Origin of the sequence: Nitrosomonas eutropha (assembly GCF_900116685.1) — a bacterium.
Classification (GTDB): domain Bacteria; phylum Pseudomonadota; class Gammaproteobacteria; order Burkholderiales; family Nitrosomonadaceae; genus Nitrosomonas; species Nitrosomonas eutropha_A.
The window spans coordinates 233,885-252,997 of the sequence record NZ_FPBL01000002.1 but is presented as its reverse complement, the minus strand read 5'-3'; the positions used below and the strand labels follow the sequence as shown (position 1 = coordinate 252,997).

20 protein-coding genes are annotated in these 19,113 nt (G+C 45.9%); 13 read left to right on the top strand and 7 right to left on the bottom strand.

The window, feature by feature from the left end:
* Positions 1 to 2 precede the first annotated feature (2 nt).
* Together BM331_RS03800 and uvrB are read right to left on the bottom strand one after the other, a co-directional pair.
* Entirely contained in the window at positions 3 to 932 is a 930-nt protein-coding gene (locus BM331_RS03800; protein WP_074927209.1) for a carbohydrate kinase family protein, read from the bottom strand.
* 194 nt (positions 933 to 1,126) lie between these two features.
* Entirely contained in the window at positions 1,127 to 3,226 is a 2,100-nt protein-coding gene (gene uvrB / locus BM331_RS03795) for an excinuclease ABC subunit UvrB (RefSeq protein ID WP_074927207.1), read from the bottom strand.
* Between the two features lie 78 nt (positions 3,227 to 3,304).
* Between uvrB and BM331_RS03790 the strand changes: the two genes are divergently transcribed.
* Positions 3,305 to 4,498: a pyridoxal phosphate-dependent aminotransferase gene (locus tag BM331_RS03790; protein ID WP_074927205.1), complete on the top strand. Its 1,194-nt coding sequence runs from the start codon at positions 3,305 to 3,307 to the stop codon at positions 4,496 to 4,498.
* A 182-nt stretch (positions 4,499 to 4,680) separates the two neighbouring features.
* On the opposite strand, the gene BM331_RS03785 is transcribed toward BM331_RS03790, so the two are convergent.
* From BM331_RS03785 to BM331_RS11995, 3 genes are all read right to left on the bottom strand, one after another.
* Complete coding sequence (locus BM331_RS03785) at positions 4,681 to 4,953, bottom strand: helix-turn-helix domain-containing protein (RefSeq protein WP_074927203.1); 273 nt, start codon at positions 4,951 to 4,953, stop codon at positions 4,681 to 4,683.
* 563 nt (positions 4,954 to 5,516) lie between these two features.
* Positions 5,517 to 5,852, bottom strand: a complete 336-nt coding sequence (locus tag BM331_RS12000; protein ID WP_218154546.1) for a hypothetical protein — start codon at positions 5,850 to 5,852, stop codon at positions 5,517 to 5,519.
* Positions 5,821 to 6,138, bottom strand: a complete 318-nt coding sequence (locus BM331_RS11995) for a hypothetical protein (RefSeq protein ID WP_218154545.1) — start codon at positions 6,136 to 6,138, stop codon at positions 5,821 to 5,823. Before BM331_RS11995 ends, BM331_RS12000 begins: the two co-directional genes overlap by 32 nt.
* Here BM331_RS11995 and BM331_RS11990 point away from each other — a divergent pair.
* The 5 genes from BM331_RS11990 (at position 6,118) to BM331_RS03760 (ending at position 9,817) form a co-directional block, all read left to right on the top strand.
* Complete coding sequence (locus BM331_RS11990; RefSeq protein ID WP_218154544.1) at positions 6,118 to 6,567, top strand: hypothetical protein; 450 nt, start codon at positions 6,118 to 6,120, stop codon at positions 6,565 to 6,567. The two genes, BM331_RS11995 and BM331_RS11990, sit on opposite strands and share 21 nt — an antisense overlap.
* A gap of 131 nt (positions 6,568 to 6,698) precedes the next feature.
* Positions 6,699 to 7,067 carry a hypothetical protein gene (locus BM331_RS03775; RefSeq protein WP_074927201.1) on the top strand — a complete coding sequence of 123 codons (369 nt, stop codon included), beginning with the start codon at positions 6,699 to 6,701 and terminating at the stop codon, positions 7,065 to 7,067.
* A 201-nt stretch (positions 7,068 to 7,268) separates the two neighbouring features.
* A complete protein-coding gene (locus BM331_RS03770) occupies positions 7,269 to 7,886 on the top strand; it encodes a C39 family peptidase (RefSeq protein ID WP_256214805.1) in 618 nt (205 codons plus the stop codon).
* A gap of 24 nt (positions 7,887 to 7,910) precedes the next feature.
* Positions 7,911 to 8,411 (top strand): hypothetical protein, encoded by a 501-nt coding sequence (locus tag BM331_RS03765; RefSeq protein WP_074927196.1) that lies wholly within the window; start codon positions 7,911 to 7,913, stop codon positions 8,409 to 8,411.
* 71 nt (positions 8,412 to 8,482) lie between these two features.
* Positions 8,483 to 9,817, top strand: coding sequence for a transporter family protein (locus tag BM331_RS03760; protein ID WP_074927194.1), 1,335 nt, complete (start codon positions 8,483 to 8,485; stop codon positions 9,815 to 9,817).
* A gap of 55 nt (positions 9,818 to 9,872) precedes the next feature.
* Here the strand turns inward: BM331_RS03760 and BM331_RS03755 are convergent, their stop codons facing one another.
* Positions 9,873 to 10,403 carry a protein tyrosine phosphatase family protein gene (locus BM331_RS03755; RefSeq protein WP_074927192.1) on the bottom strand — a complete coding sequence of 177 codons (531 nt, stop codon included), beginning with the start codon at positions 10,401 to 10,403 and terminating at the stop codon, positions 9,873 to 9,875.
* Positions 10,404 to 10,616: 213 nt separating this feature from the next.
* On the opposite strand from BM331_RS03755, the gene ribD reads away from it, so the two are divergent.
* The 4 genes from ribD (at position 10,617) to BM331_RS03735 (ending at position 15,606) form a co-directional block, all read left to right on the top strand.
* A complete protein-coding gene (ribD, locus tag BM331_RS03750; RefSeq protein ID WP_074927191.1) occupies positions 10,617 to 11,708 on the top strand; it encodes a bifunctional diaminohydroxyphosphoribosylaminopyrimidine deaminase/5-amino-6-(5-phosphoribosylamino)uracil reductase RibD in 1,092 nt (363 codons plus the stop codon).
* A 106-nt stretch (positions 11,709 to 11,814) separates the two neighbouring features.
* Complete coding sequence (locus tag BM331_RS03745; protein ID WP_074927189.1) at positions 11,815 to 13,032, top strand: TIGR04063 family PEP-CTERM/XrtA system glycosyltransferase; 1,218 nt, start codon at positions 11,815 to 11,817, stop codon at positions 13,030 to 13,032.
* Between the two features lie 137 nt (positions 13,033 to 13,169).
* The gene (locus tag BM331_RS03740; protein WP_074927463.1) at positions 13,170 to 14,219 is read left to right on the top strand and encodes a glycosyltransferase family 4 protein; all 1,050 of its coding nucleotides are present in this window, start codon (positions 13,170 to 13,172) and stop codon (positions 14,217 to 14,219) included.
* 7 nt (positions 14,220 to 14,226) lie between these two features.
* Positions 14,227 to 15,606, top strand: a complete 1,380-nt coding sequence (locus tag BM331_RS03735) for a phenylacetate--CoA ligase family protein (protein ID WP_074927187.1) — start codon at positions 14,227 to 14,229, stop codon at positions 15,604 to 15,606.
* Between the two features lies 1 nt (position 15,607).
* Here BM331_RS03735 and BM331_RS03730 read toward each other — a convergent pair whose 3' ends face one another.
* Positions 15,608 to 16,228, bottom strand: coding sequence for an exopolysaccharide biosynthesis protein (locus BM331_RS03730; RefSeq protein WP_074927185.1), 621 nt, complete (start codon positions 16,226 to 16,228; stop codon positions 15,608 to 15,610).
* A gap of 276 nt (positions 16,229 to 16,504) precedes the next feature.
* Between BM331_RS03730 and BM331_RS03725 the strand changes: the two genes are divergently transcribed.
* From BM331_RS03725 to BM331_RS03715, 3 genes are all read left to right on the top strand, one after another.
* Entirely contained in the window at positions 16,505 to 16,984 is a 480-nt protein-coding gene (locus BM331_RS03725; protein ID WP_074927184.1) for a hypothetical protein, read from the top strand.
* An 89-nt stretch (positions 16,985 to 17,073) separates the two neighbouring features.
* The gene (locus tag BM331_RS03720; RefSeq protein WP_074927182.1) at positions 17,074 to 18,234 is read left to right on the top strand and encodes an N-acetyltransferase; all 1,161 of its coding nucleotides are present in this window, start codon (positions 17,074 to 17,076) and stop codon (positions 18,232 to 18,234) included.
* A 51-nt stretch (positions 18,235 to 18,285) separates the two neighbouring features.
* Positions 18,286 to 19,101, top strand: coding sequence for a nucleotidyltransferase family protein (locus BM331_RS03715; protein WP_074927180.1), 816 nt, complete (start codon positions 18,286 to 18,288; stop codon positions 19,099 to 19,101).
* Positions 19,102 to 19,113: the final 12 nt, after the last annotated feature.

The window sequence follows — 19,113 nt, the reverse complement described above, 5'->3', positions numbered from 1 at the left end:
TATCATGGCAGGTTCCAGTTCTTGAGAAAAACATCATAAAATCTGGCTGATTCCGGTGTGGCGCCGCGTATTCCGCATAAGGCGGCAGCAAACCGGTTTGCGCGTTCCAGTGTTAATGCATCTGGCCAGCCAAGCAGTAATCCGAGAATGAAGACCGCGCAAAACCCATCCCCCGCACCAACAGTATCAATAATCGGTATATTGGTGATGCCAGCTGTTTCGGTGTAGTTACCGGTTTGATCAAGCAACCAGGCACCACCGGCGCCGCGTGTTACCAGTAAGCTTTTTAATTGAAAGGTTTCTACCAGATGGGTTGCACTATCACGGACGTTACCAGTTTGAAAAGTTAATAAGTCAGGTAACTTGGCCAGCTCATCTTCATTGACTTTCACGTGATCTGCCTGGGTTAGTGAATACCGTATGATTTCCGGACGATACCAGGGTTCTCTTAAATTGATATCGAGCAGACGGAGGGCTTGCGGAGTACGTCGCAGTACTTCTGCCAGTGCTATACCAGATATCGGGTTACGTTGTGCCAGTGTGCCGAAATACACTAATTGAGGTTTATTGACTGTGGCTGTATCGCCGGCAACATCTGAATCAATAAAATCGTACGCTTGATCAGCCAGAATATCGAATTCATGCCCATTTTCGAGTGGTTTAACCTGAACTTGTCCAGTGGGGTAGTGTGAATCGTGCTGGACACCGATAACAGACATCCCGGCATTATTCATCAGCTTAATCAATCTCTGGCGAAGAGGATCGTTACCTGTACGTGTTATCAGAATGGGGCACAATCCAAAAGCTTGCAGATGATAGCCCACATTAAAAGGTGCCCCGCCCATGACCGGGCCATCGGGGAAGATATCTGCTAATACTTCACCAAACAAAATGATGTTTTTTGTGGGTGTGCTGTGCTGATCAGTGGACATAATCTGTCAAACTCCTGTCAGTGATGGCCGGTCATTCCCGGAAATAACGCGGACAAATTTTTTGTCCGAAGAAGTGGGTGCTGGTTGTAAGCAGGGAAGTAAAATTGCCGGAAAACCCTGTTCCCAGCCGAATATTCTTTTTTATTTTGGCATGGATGAGCGATCTATGCAAAACCTGCAGAAGAGGAGAATAATCAGATCTGGAGACGCTTCCCGGATTTTTTTCCTGATTTTTTAATCGCTGGCGATGGTATGTCTCCGACCTCGGCGGGATCAATCATGCCGATAAACAGCTTGTTTTTAAGATTCTTTATTTCATCACGATACTGGGCAGCCTGTTCAAATTCCATGTTTTTGGCTGCTGCCAGCATGGTTTTTTCCAATCGCTGAATTTCTTTTGCAAGTTGTGTTTCATCCATGGCCGCGTAGTGAGCCTGGATTTGCGCTACCTTCTGATGTTCTGCCGCATCTTTACTGTCGTAAACACCATCGATCAAATCCTTGATCCGCTTGCTGACACCGCGTGGCGTAATATTGTTCTGCTGATTGAACAGCTTCTGTTTGTTGCGTCGCCGTTCAGTTTCATCAATGGCGCGCCGCATCGAATTGGTGATTCTGTCGGCATAAAGAATGACGGTTCCATTGATATGCCGGGCGGCGCGTCCCATGGTTTGGATCAATGAGCGTTCTGAACGGAGGAAACCTTCTTTATCGGCATCCAGTATGCCAACCAGTGAGGCTTCTGGAATATCCAATCCCTCCCGCAACAGATTGATCCCGACCAGGACATCGAATTTGCCCAGGCGCAGATCACGAATGATTTCAACCCGTTCAACGGTATCAATATCGGAATGCAGATAACGCACTCGGATGCCGTGATCAGAAAAATAATCGGTCAGATCTTCCGCCATGCGCTTGGTCAGGGTGGTAACTAATGTCCGCTCGCCCTGTTTGGTACGTATTGAGACTTCAGACATCAGATCGTCCACTTGGGTAGCTACCGGACGGATGATGATTACCGGATCCACCAGCCCGGTTGGTCGCACGACCTGTTCGGCAATCTGGCCACTGTGCTGTATTTCATAATCTGCCGGTGTGGCGGAAACGAAAATAGTTTGTGGCATCAGTTTTTCAAATTCCTCAAACCTGAGCGGCCGGTTATCCAGCGCGGAAGGCAGGCGAAATCCGTAAGCCACCAGATTCTCCTTTCTTGAACGATCGCCTTTGTACATTCCACCAACTTGAGGAACGGTAACATGGCTCTCATCAATAATCATCAATGCGTTATCCGGCAGGTAATCAATGAGTGTTGGCGGTGGGTCGCCCGGTTGCCGGCCAGATAAATGACGAGAATAATTTTCGATTCCTTTGCAGAAACCCAATTCATTTAACATTTCCAGATCGAAACGGGTACGTTGTTCCAAGCGCTGGGCTTCCACCAATTTATGATTTTCGTAAAGATGGTTCAGTCGTTCGGCAAGTTCGGTTTTGATGGTTTCGATCGCGCGCAGGGTGGTGCTGCGCGGGGTAACGTAATGGCTGGAAGGGTAGACTGTATAGCGCGAAACTTTTTGCCGGGTATGTCCGGTGAGTGGATCAAACAGCGCCATGCTCTCCACTTCGTCGTCGAACAGGGAGATACGCAGAGCCGTTTCAGAGTTTTCTGCCGGGAAGACATCCAGCACATCACCACGTACACGAAAAGTACCCCGTGCAAATTCGAATTCGTTACGCTGGTATTGCATATCTGCCAGTCGCTGGATGATATCGCGCTGTGTGATTTTTTCATGTTCGCGTATATGCAGGATCATGCCGTGATAATCAACCGGATCACCGATACCGTAAATACAGGATACAGTCGCTACGATGATGGCATCTTCCCGTTCCAGCAGAGATTTTGTGGCGGAAAGACGCATCTGTTCAATGTGTTCGTTAATGCTGGAATCTTTTTCGATGAACAGATCGCGGGAGGGAACATAAGCTTCCGGCTGATAGTAGTCATAGTAGGAAACAAAATACTCAACCGCATTTTCTGGAAAAAACTCGCGCATTTCGGCATAGAGTTGCGCGGCCAGCGTCTTGTTCGGGGCCATGATAATGGCCGGGCGCCCGAGTTGCGCAATCATATTGGCGATGGTGAACGTTTTTCCGGATCCGGTTACGCCTAACAACGTCTGGAATGATAAGCCTGATTCCATTCCATCCACCAGCTTGCGGATGGCATCTGATTGATCACCCGCTGGCTGAAATGCCTGATTGAGCTTGTAAGGACTGTCTGGAAAGGTAATAATCACAGGTTTGATCGCTGTACTCGAAATTTAATTATTTTTTAATTCTAACATGCGCAAATCACACACATCAGGAGCTGTCTCGTGAAACTCTCGCAACGCGTTCAGGCTATCAAACCTTCGCCCACCTTGGCAGTGACTGCCAAAGCGGCCAGGCTCAAGGCGGAAGGGAAAAATATTATTGGTCTGGGTGCGGGTGAGCCGGATTTCGATACGCCGTTGCATATCAAGGATGCGGCGATTACAGCAATCCGCAATGGTTTTACAAAATATACGGCTGTGGGTGGCACCGCATCTTTAAAGCAGGCAATTATCTCGAAATTCAAGCGGGAAAATTCTCTGAATTTTACTGCCGGAGAGATTCTGGTCTCCAGTGGAGGGAAACAAAGTTTTTTCAACCTGATTCTGGCTACGATTGATCCAGGTGATGAAGTCATTATCCCGGCACCATATTGGGTTTCCTATCCGGATATGGTCTTGATTGCACAGGGGAAACCTGTATTTATCAATACTGGGATTGAAGAGAAATTCAAAATATCAGCTGATCAGCTGGAGAAAACAATAACATCCAGAACCCGCATGTTTATTCTCAACAGCCCGGGAAACCCTTCCGGTGGTGTCTACAGCCAGGAGGAATTGCAGGCATTAGGGGCAGTATTGCGTAAACACCCGGAAATTCTGATCGCTACTGATGATATGTATGAGCATATCCTCCTGACCGGTGATAGGTTCGTCAATATTCTGAACGCCTGCCCCGATCTGAAAGCACGCACCGTTGTCCTCAATGGTGTTTCCAAAGCTTATGCCATGACCGGCTGGCGAATTGGCTATTGTGGCGGGCCGGCAACAATCATTACCGCGATGGAGAATATCCAGTCACAAAGTACATCCAACCCGAACTCTATCGCTCAAATGGCAGCCGAGGCTGCATTAAATGGCGATCAATCCTGCATGATTCCAATGGTGGAGGCTTTCAAGGAGCGCAATCAGTTTCTGACAGATGCGCTGAATTCCATAACAGGTATTCACTGTTTATTATCCGAGGGGGCTTTTTATGCTTTTGCGGATGCAAGGCAGGCAATCAGCCGGTTGCAATCCCAACAAGTATTGCAGGACAGCAGTGACGTTACTTTTTGCAGTTATCTTCTGGAACAGGCTGAAGTGGCTGTTGTGCCAGGATCAGCCTTCGGTTGCGAGGGTTATATGCGGTTATCGTTTGCGACTTCTATGGAAAATCTCCGGGAGGCTGTCAGACGTATCGCCAGTTTACTGGGTTGACCCGCTTCTTAACCTGTATTGAGTGATACCTGTTTTTATCAGGTCATCGCAATGTGGCGGAGAGTGACAGTAACCGGTTGTCGATAAATTGTACAGTCTTCACTAAAAAATCTTCTCTGCTTTGAGTCATCTTTGGTAAGCATAACTTACTGTAGTTGACGAGGGCTTTCCAGATTTATCTCCTAGGCTTGCGGTGAACTACTCTCTTCTGTACAGGCAGGGGGGAGGCGTCTATTTTGCCTGATCAAACCTTTCTCCTCTGCTTTACGCAGTGCTTCATATCTGCAGTGAACCTCAAGAAATGCCATGATTCTCTGAAACTGGGTTCGAATGGTTGCCGGAGATCGATTGAGGTGTTGTGCGAGGATTTTTGTATTGGTTGTTTTCTTTTCACGGCTGGCCTCAAGCAAGGTGTAATGCGATCTGGGCAGGCGCTTATATTTTTCATAGTCCATAAAACTTCATTCCAATTTTATCGAGGCTTTGTTCTGGTTACTGCTATTTGCGAGCGGTTATGAATGCTATTTTTAAGGCTTGATTCGCTACAAAGCAGTACTCCCTGAATGCTTCGGTATTCGTAAGTATATACAGATTAATAAGCAAAAATTATGCCAAGCTATGTAATATATTGATTTTTAATGTGAATGTTTAATTTTATAAAGTATTTTATTGGTAATTGTTAAATTTTCCGACATAGTATTACGTGAGCTCTGTGGGGCAAATATATTTTTTTCTGAGTATGTTAGAACCTGTTCTGAGAAAGAAATAAACAAATGCGGCTGGGGAACAATTGCATAAAAAACTTTTATCAACCGCGCAGCATTTTTATTTGTTTGTATTGGAATTATAGCTTGTATGCAATTGCAGTATTGCCCTTGTGATGGTGATCTCTTTAGTATCTCGTCTCAACAAGGGTTGTGGTTGATTCACAATGTTTGCCTTGTTGGAGTAACGCAATAGATGTTATGCAATATCTATGTTTAATTAAATAGTTGATATTAAAGGAAAATACCATGGATCAATTTTCTAAAAAAATTCTGGCTGCCAGTATCGTTCTGGCGTTTGGTTTTGCAGGTAATGCTTGGGCAGTTGAAGCGGTACCGTCACCGTTGTCTATAGCTGACTCTGCTGGCGTCAAAGGTGATGGAAGTACTGCAAGCACAGCTAACGGCAATACAACCTCCGCTGATGGCAACACAAGCACTGCTGACAACAACGGTAACGACAACAGCACCAACTCAAGCACTGCTGACAACAACGGTAATGACAACAGCACCAGCTCAAGCACTGCTGACAACAACGGTAACGACAACAGCACCAGCTCAAGCACTGCTGACAACAACGGTAATGACAACAGCACCAACTCGAGCACTGCTGACAACAACGGTAACGACAACAGCACCAACACTGCTGACAGCAATAACGACAGCAGCAACAACAGCACCAACACTGCTGACAGCAATAACGACAGCAGCAACAACAGCACCAACACCGCTGACAGCAATAACGACAACAGCTCTGCGTATGCTGACGGCTATGGTGCCGCTGCCAATAATGGAAGTACCGCTACTGCTGACAACAGCGACAACAGCGACAACAGCGATAACAGTGACAACAGCTTGGCTGATGCGAGTGGTCAAGGCAGTGCTGCAGCTAACAATGGTAGTACAGCCACGGTTGACAACAGTGATCACAGCGACAACAGCTCCGCATCTGCTGAAGGTCAATCTGCAGCTGCCAACAATGGCGGTACTGCAACTGTAGACAATACCAATAACAGCGATAACAGCCAAACTACTGCAAAAAATGGCAGTGCAGCATCCAATGGTGGCGATGCAACAGCTACCTATTCTGTTAACAATTCAGCATTGGAAGGATCTGTAACAGGTCAGTCAGCTGGCGGTTTATCAGTTGAAGAAGCTGTTGCACTTGCAGGTGGAAATTTAAGCAACAACATTTCTGATTCGTTCAATGGTGCAGGCCTGAATCAGGTTGCTCAAAACCTTGGATCCAGCTCGCTAGTTCAACAGCAAGTTTCCTTCCAGGGTAATGTAAACGTTAACCAATAATTGTAAGTTTGGATAATTACAACTTGGGTTAATGATGTAACTCTTCTGACTGGCAAGCAGTAACGATATTGCTTGCCAGTTTTTTTTGCTAAAACAGAAGATATAAATATCAGCAATATGTGGAGATTAGTATGAAAGCCAATATCAGAAAAGGCTTGGTTGCGTTTGCATTATTCATGCCTGTTGGCATGATTTACGCAGCATCCGGTACGGAATTGATGGCGGTCGAGGATACATACCTTCCTCATGCGGAAAGAGCTTCCCTGGAGGAGCTTGATGGGACGACAGGCCGAGAGGGTATTGATGTAACGGCCGTGAACAATTTGAATGTTCGCGCACTTCTTTCGGGCAATACGGCAACGAACAATGCTAGCGGCTTTAATATGATTGACAACGGTTCTTTTGCTGGATCGGGAGGTATGTTTTCAGTGATTCAGAATTCGGGTAACAATGTTCTTATTCAGGACTCGACAATTATTAATGTAACGATATTACCTTGATTTAGACTGAATATTTTGAGGGGGCAGCCGATAGCATAGTGCCCACAATTTATTGTTTTGCCAGTTTCTTGAGATTTATTGCATGAGGTGGTAAGCAATTTTAGTTACTCCAGGACAAAATCGCATATGAAACTGTCTCTGATCACGTTTGCTCTATTAGAGATCCTGATAATTCCTTGTAGTGAAGTATCAGGGATGGATATGATCGATATGGTAGGCGGTGCCAACTTTAATATACAAGTAAAAAGTTTTGCAGAACGGCGTTTCAATACTGTTTATCGGCAACAGTATGATTTCAGCTGTGGTTCTGCTGCTCTGGCGAGCCTGCTTACTTTTCATTATGACGATATGGTTGACGAACAATCTGTATTTGTCGATATGTTTCAGCATGGGAATCAGGAGAAAATAAAACGGGAAGGGTTTTCCATGCTGGATATGAAACTGTATCTTGAGCGCAGAGGATATCGTTCGGATGGTTTCAAGATTGATCTGAATAAATTACGTTCTACTGGAAATCCCGCTATTACCATCATCAACCACAATGGTTACATGCACTTTGTCATCATTAAGGGAGTGGATGAATACAAAATTTTATTAGGTGATCCGGCTCAGGGTGTTAAATCCATGGATCGTTCCGAATTTGAAGAAATGTGGGGGAATCGTATTTTATTTCTGATCCATGATAATCGCGATCCTGAAGTAAGCTATCAAAAAATACATCAGGAATGGGTGGGCAGAGTGGCTCCGCTGGGTGAGGCTGTTGATCGATCAAGTTTAGGGGTTTTTAATGTATTGCACCCAGGCCCTTGGGATTTTTGATAATTCATATGGTGCGGGGGAAAAATGAGAATCAAGAGTTTTCGTCTGATGGTTAAAAATATTCAATCATGTCTTGCTATGCTGATACTGTCTTGTTCTATGGTTGCGGCATATGCAGAGGATCTGAATACTAGAACGTTGACACAGGATCATTTCCACCAGGAATGGGAACGAGCAACAGATGAAGAGCTTTCAACATTGAGAGGGGGGTTTATCCTTCCAAACGGCATACACATTGATATGAATCTGGAAAAATTTATTCATTTGAATGATATGTTGGTACATTCATCCTCCATGCAAGTTCCTGGAGAAAGTGTAGTTTTACAGACGGGTATGCAAAATTTGGCACCTGATTCTGTTGCGATGCCACAACTCAGTTCTTTTATTCAGAACACGCTGGATAGTCAGCATATTGATGCCCTGACAAAAATCAACATAGAAGTTAGCAACTTGAAGGAAGTGATGGCAAATGGCAGTAATCATCGGGTTTTTACTGAATTTCTGGCTCCGGCATTGCTGCGATAGCTTGATCATTTACGTTGCTAAATATGAAAAGAGATGTGTCTAAAGAGGCTGGTCAGTTGACGGGTAATATAATGCACAAGTTATTCGCAGGCTGTCTCACAGTATTTCTCGTCATTTACGCTCAAGCAGGAAAATCGGCAGATGAAGTGCTTGAGCAGTATAAATCTCTTTTTACACAGCAACAGAAGGAATTTGAGAAGCAGCGGCAGACTATTATTGAGCAGGGAAAGGAAATTGAAAATCTGAAAGCTCGCTTGGATTCTTTGATTACCTCGCAATCAGCTGATCGTAATTCCTCTGGAAATGCTGCCACCAAGAATGGAGCATCCTACCCATCACAATCTTCCCCACCGAAGACGACGGCTGCTAAACCGATTAATAAGAATACTGATCATGTTCAGGCGCGTGCAGAATCCAGTAATCTTCCATCAAAACCGGTAGGACAGGCCCCCCCAAAACAGGATGAAAAACCAAGACCACCTGAAATGCCCAGGTTGAGTGACGCAGTAGGAGGGGTGCTGACACGCCAAGGAAAAATTGTGATTGAGCCTGCGCTGGAATATGCTTTTACAGACAGCAATCGGGTTTTTCTGGATGCATTTACATTTATTCCAGCAATTGCCATCGGTTTGATAGATATCCGCCAGGTAGATCAACACAGCATGATGGCAAGCATTGGGGCTCGTTACGGTGTGACAGACCGTCTTGAGATCGAAGCAAGGGTTCCTTATCGTGCACGTTTTGATGAGCAACGCTCCAGGCCAGTCAGCATTGGTGCAGGGATTGATGAAACATTCAACGCATCTGGAAATGGTTTGGGAGACATTGAATTTGCTGCTCGCTATCAGCTTAACTCAGGAGCGGGGGGGTGGCCTATTCTGGTGGGAAATATGCGAGCTACAGCACCTACGGGCAAAGGCCCTTTTGATATTAAATATGCACAGGCACAAGGAGTTCCTGGAGCTATATTTCCTACTGAGGTTCCTACAGGATCTGGTTTCTTCAGCTTTGAGCCAAGTGTGACTGCACTTTACGCGACTGACCCGGCTGTATTTTTCGCAAATCTGGCCTATAACTATAATATGGGCACTAAGGAAAAGGCACTTGATGGATCAGGTGATAAATTTAAGGTCGATCCAGGTTATGCGGTGGGTATGACTTTTGGTATGGGGTTCGGGATTAACGAGCGCTCGTCTTTCAATATAGGGTATGGCCATCGCCACATTTTTAACACCAAAATAAATAATCGTACATTGAAAGGTAGTCAGCTGGATATAGGACAGTTACTGCTTGGCTATGCATTTAAATATTCGCAGCGGACCACCTTGAATTTCTCTGTTGCTATAGGTACAACCAATGATGCACAGGATGTCAGACTCAGTTTTAGAATACCCATGGTGTTTTAGGTACAAAAAACAGGGAGGTGGGTACTCCCTGTTGCGAAATGATGGATAGATCTGCTTAACACCCACCCTCAATCTTTACACACCAGTATTTTTTGATTTTTTCTTCCATGCCGGCATTCATACCGGCAGCACGCCCTTCCTTGAGGGCAATTTCTGGAGAAATACCTTCCTTCAGTCGGTAAGCCGTCCACATGGCGCCTGCCCGGTTGCCAGTTGCGCAATGTACCAAAAAAGGAGGGGATGCTTGTTCCAGTACCCGCTTGAAGGCTGTCAATTGTGATTCATTTACGCCGTCATTGGTAATGGGGATGTTGATATAGGTCATTCCGGCTGCTTCGACAGCTTTCTTTTCATTTGGCGTACCTTCCGATTCAATACGTAAATCTATTACAGTGTTGAAGCTGTGCTTAACCAGTTCTTGAATGCTGTCATGAGTAAGAGCTCCAGAAGTGGCAATTTGAGGAGTAACACGATAATAGCGCATCAGATCATTAACCTGCGTAGCATACGGTACCTGATCTTTAGCGGACACCCAGCTTGTCGACAATAAGGCGAGAAGGGTGATAATTGTCCTCACAAAAAGCATTTCTACCTCCAACTGTAATAGTAATGTGTGAAAATCGTAGCATGAATACCGGGGCGGGTAAAAGGGCTGATATAAATTGTGCGAATGATGATAGTTTCCTAACTAGATCTGGCGATTGATTTTTTAAGTTACTAAAAGGAGGGATAGGTCATGCTGATAATTGGAGTGATTATGCATTATCGATTTATCCTTCATTGAAGGAATGATGAACTGATGTTTACTGCTTCTGATTATGTGCATATGTCGCATGCTTTACAGCTGGCAGAAAGAGGGCTGTTTACCACAAGCCCGAATCCGCGGGTAGGGTGTGTGATTGTAAATGATGGCAAGGTAGTCGGAACCGGGTGGCATGAGCGAGCGGGGGAACCGCATGCGGAAATCAATGCGTTGCGGGAAGCGGGGGATTTGGCCAGAGGCGCCACAGTTTACGTAACACTGGAGCCTTGTAGCCATCATGGTCGTACACCGCCTTGCATTGAAGCTTTGATTTGCGCCGAGGTACGCAGGGTGATTATGGCAATGGATGACCCTAATCCTCATGTAGACGGTCAAGGAAAGGAGAAGCTGCAGAAAGCCGGGGTTGAGGTGCACACAGGTTTGTTGGAGGATGAAGCACAGCAGTTGAATATTGGATTTGTTACCCGAATGCACCATAACCGACCGTGGATACGAACTAAAATAGCGGCCAGCCTGGATGGCAGGATTGCATTGAAAAATGGTAAGAGTCAGTGGATTACAGGTGAACCAGCTCGACAGGATAGCCACAGGTGGCGTGCCCGTTCATGTGCGATATTAACGGGAGTCAATTCAGTAAAGGTGGATGATCCACTGTTGACAGTGCGATATATCGAGACATCCAGACAACCCATACGTATTGTTCTAGATTCGAATCTGGAAATTCCCCTGCAGGCAAAATTGCTGGAAAGTGCAGATACAACCTGGATTTTTACGGTGCAGACTGACAGGAAGAAAATACATCCTCTGGAGGACGCAGGCGCTCATGTCGTTGTTCTGCCTGATCTGGCTGGTAAAGTTGATCTTAAAGCAATGATAACGAAACTGGCTGGATTGGGTATCAATGAGTTGCTGGTTGAGGCAGGTTCAGTGTTGAACGGGGCGTTGGTAGCAGTCGGATTGATAGATGAGATTATTTTTTATTTTGCCCCCAGCCTGTTGGGTAATTCGGCGCAAGCAATGCTGGTACTACCCGAAATTACGGATTTATCAGAGAAATATAATTTACGGATAACTGATATTCAGAAAATCGGAACAGATATTCGTCTAGTGGCAAGATTCATAAAATAAGAAAGAATACAAAAATTGCGTGGTAATAAAGAAAGAAGGATTTTTGTCGTTGGAGAAAACATTGATAGTACTGTTATCTGAATTTTATCCGGCTGAAAACTAAATTATGCGTATTCTGCACATTCTGGATCACTCCATTCCGTTACACAGCGGTTATACATTTCGTACCCTGGCAATTTTAAAAGAACAACGTGCTCTTGGCTGGGAGACATTTCATGTGACGAGTGCCAAACATGCTGGCTCGGCCGTGCTGGAAGAAGATGTAGATGACTGGCGTTTCTTCCGGACACCTAAGCATACGAATTTCGTCAACAGATTACCCATTTTGAACCAGATCTCTGTAATAGATGGTTTAACTAATCGTCTTGCAGAGCTGGTTCAATCTATCAAACCTGATATTTTGCATGCCCATTCTCCGGCGCTGAATGCTATTCCTGCTTTGCGCGTTGCCCGTCAATCCGGTATCCCAGTTGTTTATGAAGTGAGAGCTTTTTGGGAAGATGCGGCCGTGGATCACGGTACCAGCCGGGAATGGGGTATGCGCTATCGTCTAACGCGCAGCCTGGAAAATTATGCATTACGGCATGTGGATGCAATCACCACAATTTGCGAAGGGTTGCGCAACGACATGATCGGGCGGGGGATTGCACCGGAAAAAATTACTACCGTCCCCAATGCTGTCGATATTGAGCAGTTTGCATCGACATATCCTGCTGATGAATCGCTGAGAGAACGATTGGGGCTCAAGCACAAGCAAGTTATTGGTTTTATTGGCTCGTTCTATGCCTATGAAGGCCTGGATATCCTGCTACAAGCCTTGCCGCTCATGTCGCCACATCATCCTGATTTGCGCGTGCTACTGGTTGGAGGCGGGCCACAGGATAAACAGTTGCGGCAATTGGCCAGCCAGCTTGGTATAGAAGATAAGGTTATCTTCACCGGTCGTGTGCCACATGATCAAGTTCAATATTATTATGACCTGATTGATGTGCTGGTCTATCCCCGCCTTTCCATGCGCCTTACCGATCTCGTCACTCCTTTAAAACCGCTGGAAGCTATGGCACAGGGCAGAGTGCTGGCTGCCTCGGATGTCGGTGGCCACCGGGAGCTGATTCGCGACGATCATAATGGTATCTTGTTTAAAGCTGGTGATCCCCATTCATTGGCAGAAAAAGTCGGAGCGCTTCTGAATACCCCTCGGCAATGGGAAGCACTGCGCAGAGCAGGACGGGAGTTTGTAGAGACCGAACGCAACTGGCGGAAAAGTGTGGCTAGATACCAGCCAATCTATCATGGTCTGCTCGATAAACAGAAGGATGGGTAGTATTTGTGGATAGATTCAGTTCACATTCAGCGCCTTGTTCTTTGGCTATTGGCAATAGCTGTTCTGAAAAGTCTCTGCCAGGAATTGCCGAGTTACATATTGGTTTGGTTGGCCCTTTGCCACCGCCCTCAGGTGGAATGGCCAATCAAACTAAACAGCTGGCCGGGTTATTACAACAAGAAGGTATTGCCGTCACGCTGATCCAAGTTAATGTTCCTTATTCTCCAGCCTGGGTGGGAAAAATGAAGGGAGTACGAGCGATATTCCGGTTGGTGCCTTATTTGGTTCATCTATGGAAGTCAGCAAAAACGGTTCAACTGTATCATGTCATGGCTAACTCCGGATGGTCCTGGCATTTGTATGCTGCGCCTGTTATCTGGATTGCTCGGGTACGGCGGAAACCCGTTATCATCAATTATCGGGGTGGGGAAGCTGAAACATTTTTCAGTCGCTCTTTTTTCTGGATTAAGCCAAGTCTGAAACGCACTCAGATCATTGTTGTGCCGTCAGGTTTCCTGGAGCATGTTTTTGAGAAGCACGGATTCAAAAGCACGATCGTTCCCAATATTATTGATCTTGGCCGTTTTTCTATATCCGTTAGGAAGAAGAAAAAAGCGGATGGACCGCATATCATTATCACCCGCAACCTTGAGCCAATTTATGATATTACAACGGCGATTCATGCGTTTAATCATGTCAGATCGGTCATGCCGACAGCTAGGTTAACCATTGCCGGTTCCGGCCCGGAGCGTGCTTTGCTAGAAAACCTGGTGGCTAATCTTGGATTAGGTGACAGTGTTCGTTTTACGGGACGCATGGACAACACGGCAATCATTGCACTTTATCAGGATGCAGATCTAATGATTAATCCGAGTCTGGTTGATAACATGCCGATTTCGATTCTGGAGGCACTGGCAAGTGGTGTGCCGGTCGTTAGTACTGATGTTGGGGGGGTGCCTTTTCTGGTTACACATGAGAAGAGTGCGTTGCTGGTGCCTCCTGGCCAGCCAAGAGCTATGGCGGATGCTGCCTTGGTATTATTAAGTAATCAGATCCTGGCAGGTCAGCTTATTGCGGAGGGAGTCGAATTGGTGCGACATTATGCATGGCCTGAAGTGCGCGATCGGTTGCTTGTTGTCTATCAGCAAGCGCTGCAGGTATTTGAAAAATCATCAGTACCAAGGTAAGTGAGAGATGGAGCATGATCTGCTAAAGGAGCGTTCAAGTATTTACACCACATGTATATCAGGATTGTTTTTTCCAGTCCATGAATATCTCAAGAGGCATACCAGTGTCGATGTGCGTAAATCTATGGAGAAAACCCAGTGGTTTTCTCCTGAAAAGATTACACAGTTACAGATTGGAAGATTGCGTCAGTTGCTCATCTACGCGAATACTCATGTTCCTTATTACCAAAAATTATTTGCCGGGTTAAATTTTCAGCCGGAGAAACTGAATGTGTTGGCTGATTTGCAGTATCTGCCTTTTCTGGATAAACCAGCTATTCGTGCCAATCTGGAGGCACTTAGATCTAATCAGGCGCGTCATCTGGCCCGCTTCAATACAGGTGGATCAAGTGGTGAGCCGCTGGTATTTTTTATCGGGAAAGAGCGTGTCAGTCACGATATCGCTGCCAAGTGGCGTGCTACACGCTGGTGGGGAGTGGATATAGGAGATCCGGAAATTGTGGTGTGGGGCTCTCCAATCGAGCTGGGGGCACAGGATGAATTACGTGCCGTGCGCGATCGCCTGTTTCGCAGCAAATTGTTGCCGGCATTTGAAATGTCTGATCAAAAAGTAGAGAGTTTTCTCAGTACTATCCGTGAATTTCGACCCAAAATGCTGTTTGGCTATCCCTCGGCTTTATCCCATATCGCGAAATATGCTGATAAAACCGGTATCATCATGCGCGATCTGGGTATTAAGGTGGCATTTGTGACGTCTGAACGGTTGTATGACGATCAGTGCAGGCAGATCAGCGATACGTTTGGCTGCCGGGTAGCAAATGGCTATGGCAGCCGGGATGCAGGTTTTATTGCGCATGAATGTCCTGCAGGCGGGATACATATTACCGCTGAGGATATTATTGTTGAAATTATCGACTCTCACGGCCATCTTCTTCCATATGGGGAGTCAGGTGAGATTGTCGTGACTCATCTGGCCAGCAGGGACTTTCCTTTTATCCGTTATCGAACGGGTGATATTGGCACGCTTGATGACAAAGTGTGTGATTGTGGACGTGGCTTGCCGCTGATCAGGGAAATACAGGGCCGCAGCACTGATTTCATCGTCGCCCGGGATGGTGCAGTTATGCATGGCCTGGCACTGATTTACATCCTGCGAGATATGTCGCAGATAAAAACGTTTAAAATCATACAGGAAAGTATAGATCTTACCCGCGTGCTGATCGTTACTGAAGGCAGCCTGAGTCAGGTGGATATAGATCAGATTACTGCGTCGTTCCAGGCCAGGCTGGGCCAGGATGTAATAATCAAAATAGAGCAGGTATCCGAAATTTCAGCCGAAAAATCAGGTAAGTTTCGCTATGTGATCAGCAAAGTAGCTGCAGGTTGAATTAATCAGCCGGATGCAGGAAGGGTATCGGAACTCCCATCCATAACAGTGCAACGATTATCAGAGCTATCCCAACGCCGATGGTGCCGACGATCATGCCGGCGAAAATAGTCAGGCCATCTTTGCTGAGTAATCCGAGCGACATAATAAGAATGCCCCAGCCTGGCAAAAAATTGATCAAGGGAATGGGCAGTGCAATAGAAATTGAAAAAATAAATGAGAAGAGGCCAATGATGCGTTCCCAGGCATGCACACTGATGTAGGTTAGCCGTGGGTGCATGTGACTTTCTATTTTTCGCAACCATGGTGTGATCCCGTTGATCAGTTTATCCAGTACTTTTTTTCGCATTACTTTCCTTGCCAGCCACTGGGGAATCCAAGGCGCCCTCATGCCGCATATCATCTGTATCGAAAAGATAAAAAGTGGAATAGCAAAAATAGTCGTAAAACCAGGTGGGGCGGGGATAGGAAGACAAATTGGTAAGGTTGCAATAGCCAGCAATACGGCAAATCCCCGTTCATCCAGGGAATGTTTGATCTGATCGACAGAGATCATCTGATTGTTATTTTGTATAACAATCAGTTGTAATAATTCAGACGTATTTTTTTCTTTGTCCTCCACTACTCCCTCCTTGGCTGTTTCGATATAAAATTCAGGCCATTTCTGTTATCAGGATTACTTTTCTACCGGGTTTTGGTAATACAGGCATATGGCAACGGGTGATTTATCATGTCCTTTATTGTTTCTATGAATTTGCTTCCTGTAGAGGCCGTGTGCGAAACTACCGAATTGTAAAGCATTGCGACCGCTGGTGACCTGTGGCAATATCAATTGGTTGCAGTGGCAAATATCAGTTATCTTGAACGTTATCTCTTTTAGAGGAAAGACGAGGATATTTTGGAAAAATTTATTGAGCAGGTATCACTCTATATTCACGATGCCCCGATTTGGCCATTTACTCTGCTGGGTTTGGTTCTGGTTGTGGGAGTGGGGGTAGATGTTATTAATCACCGGCGTCGAATGGGAGCAATGGAATATTTCGACTCCGTTTTTCATGAGGAACTAATTGGCCTGTATCCTGCGATTACCCGCTGGCCGGATGATCTGGTGGCTTATATGCAGCCTCGCCTGCCTGTTTTGCGTGATGCCTTTGAAGTTCTGAGAAACTTTATTCCACAAAATCAGTTGCGTGAATATAACGCTACGTGGAACCGATTCTACCAATTTTCACGTTTAGGTGGAAATGAGCAGGCAGGCTTACCTGCAGGAACTGCACAGGACTTTACTGCGGAACAGCCCGATCAGCATCAACAGCAACAGATTTTCCAGAAAATGGCTGCAGATTTGCTAGCTTATACTGATCAATTTAAAAAATAATCAGGTTGCAATTATATCCGGGAGGAAGTGTTCAATTTATCGGGCAAGTCGTTACTTTGGCTTGAACGAGCCTGTTTATTCATGGATACATGAGAATATTCCCGGATCATCCATCAGACGGAAAAATCAAAATCCTCCCGATTTCTGGTTTTCGCGGGATAGGGAAATTTATCGATGTTCCCTGGCGGATATATACAGATGATCCGCTGTGGGTGCCTCCTCTTCGGCTGGAACGACGGCTGCACTTCTCCAGATTTAATCCCTATTTCAAGCATGCCCAGTGGCAAGGATGGATCGCCTACCGTAATAATCAGCCTGTTGGCAGAATCAGTGCGCAAATAGATGAACTGCATCGGCAGCGATACGGGCCAGATACCGGGCACTTTGGTATGCTGGAATCAATTAATGATGAAGCTGTTTTTAGTGAGCTGATACAGGTGGCTGAAGATTGGTTGGTTAAACGGGGAGCGCGTCAGATTAGCGGACCATTCAATTTTTCTATTAACCAGGAGTGTGGCCTGCTAGTTCAAGGGTTTGATACCCCCCCTGTTTTCATGATGCCGTATTCACCTCGGTGGTATGTCAATCTGCTGGAACAAAATGGTTATCATCCCAGCAAGGATTTGCTGGCTTACTGGCTTGAAACAGATTTTGAATCACCTTCCGCCATGCAGCAGGCTATCGACCATAAATATCAGCATCGAATACAGATCAGAACACTGCGACGTGATCGGTTCAGTGAGGAAATCGAGATCATGCGAAACATATTTAATGATGCATGGTCGGAGAATTGGGGGTTTGTTCCCTTTACGCTGGAAGAATTCGCTGAACTGGGTAGCTCTTTACGTTGGTTGGTTCCGGATGAATTCGTCCAGATAGCAGAAATGGATGGAGAGCCTGTCGCTTTCATGGCAGCGCTGCCAAATCTGAATGAAGTGCTACCAGATTTGAATGGAAATCTTTTCCCTCTGGGCTGGCTTCACCTGGTTAATAAACTGAAATCCAATTCAATTACCACCGGAAGAGTTCCCTTAATGGGTGTTCGCAAGCAATTTCATCATACGCTTCCCGGGATAGCATTAGCCTTCAAGATTATTGATGCACCAAGAAAAATAGCCCGAACTAGGGGTATTCAGCACGTTGAATTATCCTGGATACTTGAGGACAATTTACCCATGCGTACTATTCTCGAAAGAATAGGAGGGAAAGAGTACAAGCGTTATCGTATTTATGAGAAAACGCTGGCATGATCAGGGTGCGATTAAATCAATCCAGCAAGACAAAGTCCCGCTTTGCCCGCGATGTGCAATAACGATCAATTTGCTGCCTTGGTATTGGCTGCCGACCGGGGTGATCAGGATCCTGTGGCAAAGTATACGGGAGCGGTCTGCAAGGCTTATGCCCCTATTTGCGGAAAACCAATGGTTATCCGGGTGCTCGATGCCTTGAGCAGCTGTAACAAAATAAAATCCATTCTTTTGTGCGGCCCGCCTGAATCGCTGTTATCTGCATGTGAAGAACTCAAACAACGTATAGAAAACAGGCAGGTAGATTGGGTAGAGAATATGGACTCACCCGCCCGCAGTGCTGTTCATGGGCTCTCGCAAATTGATATACATCAACGAATTTTGCTGACAACAGCCGATCACGCCCTGCTGACACCGGAAATTGTGGAATATTTCCTGCGAGCCTCCCGTCATTTGGAATGTGATGTGACTGTCGGGGTCATCCGGTACGAGACTTTGCAAAACAGGTATGGTAATGCCAGGCGCACGGTAATTCGTCTGCGTGATGGAAATTTCTGTGGCTGTAATCTGTTTACATTCAATTCACAAGGACGTGTATTGGTGGATTTCTGGCAGCAGGCAGAAGCATTGCGCAAACGCCCCTGGAAACTGATTAGCCGAGTGCTGGGCTGGCGAGCTGTCTGGTCATATCTGCTCGGGCGTTTAACGCTTGATCAGGCGCTACAGGAAGTTTCAGAAAAAACAGGTGTTCAGGTGCGCTCGGTAATTTTGCCATTTCCTGAAGCAGGTATTGATGTTGATAAAGTGGAAGATTTACAGCTGGTAAAATCTGTTCTGGCCAAAGCAATATCGATACATCCACCGGTGTAGAACGGACAGCTG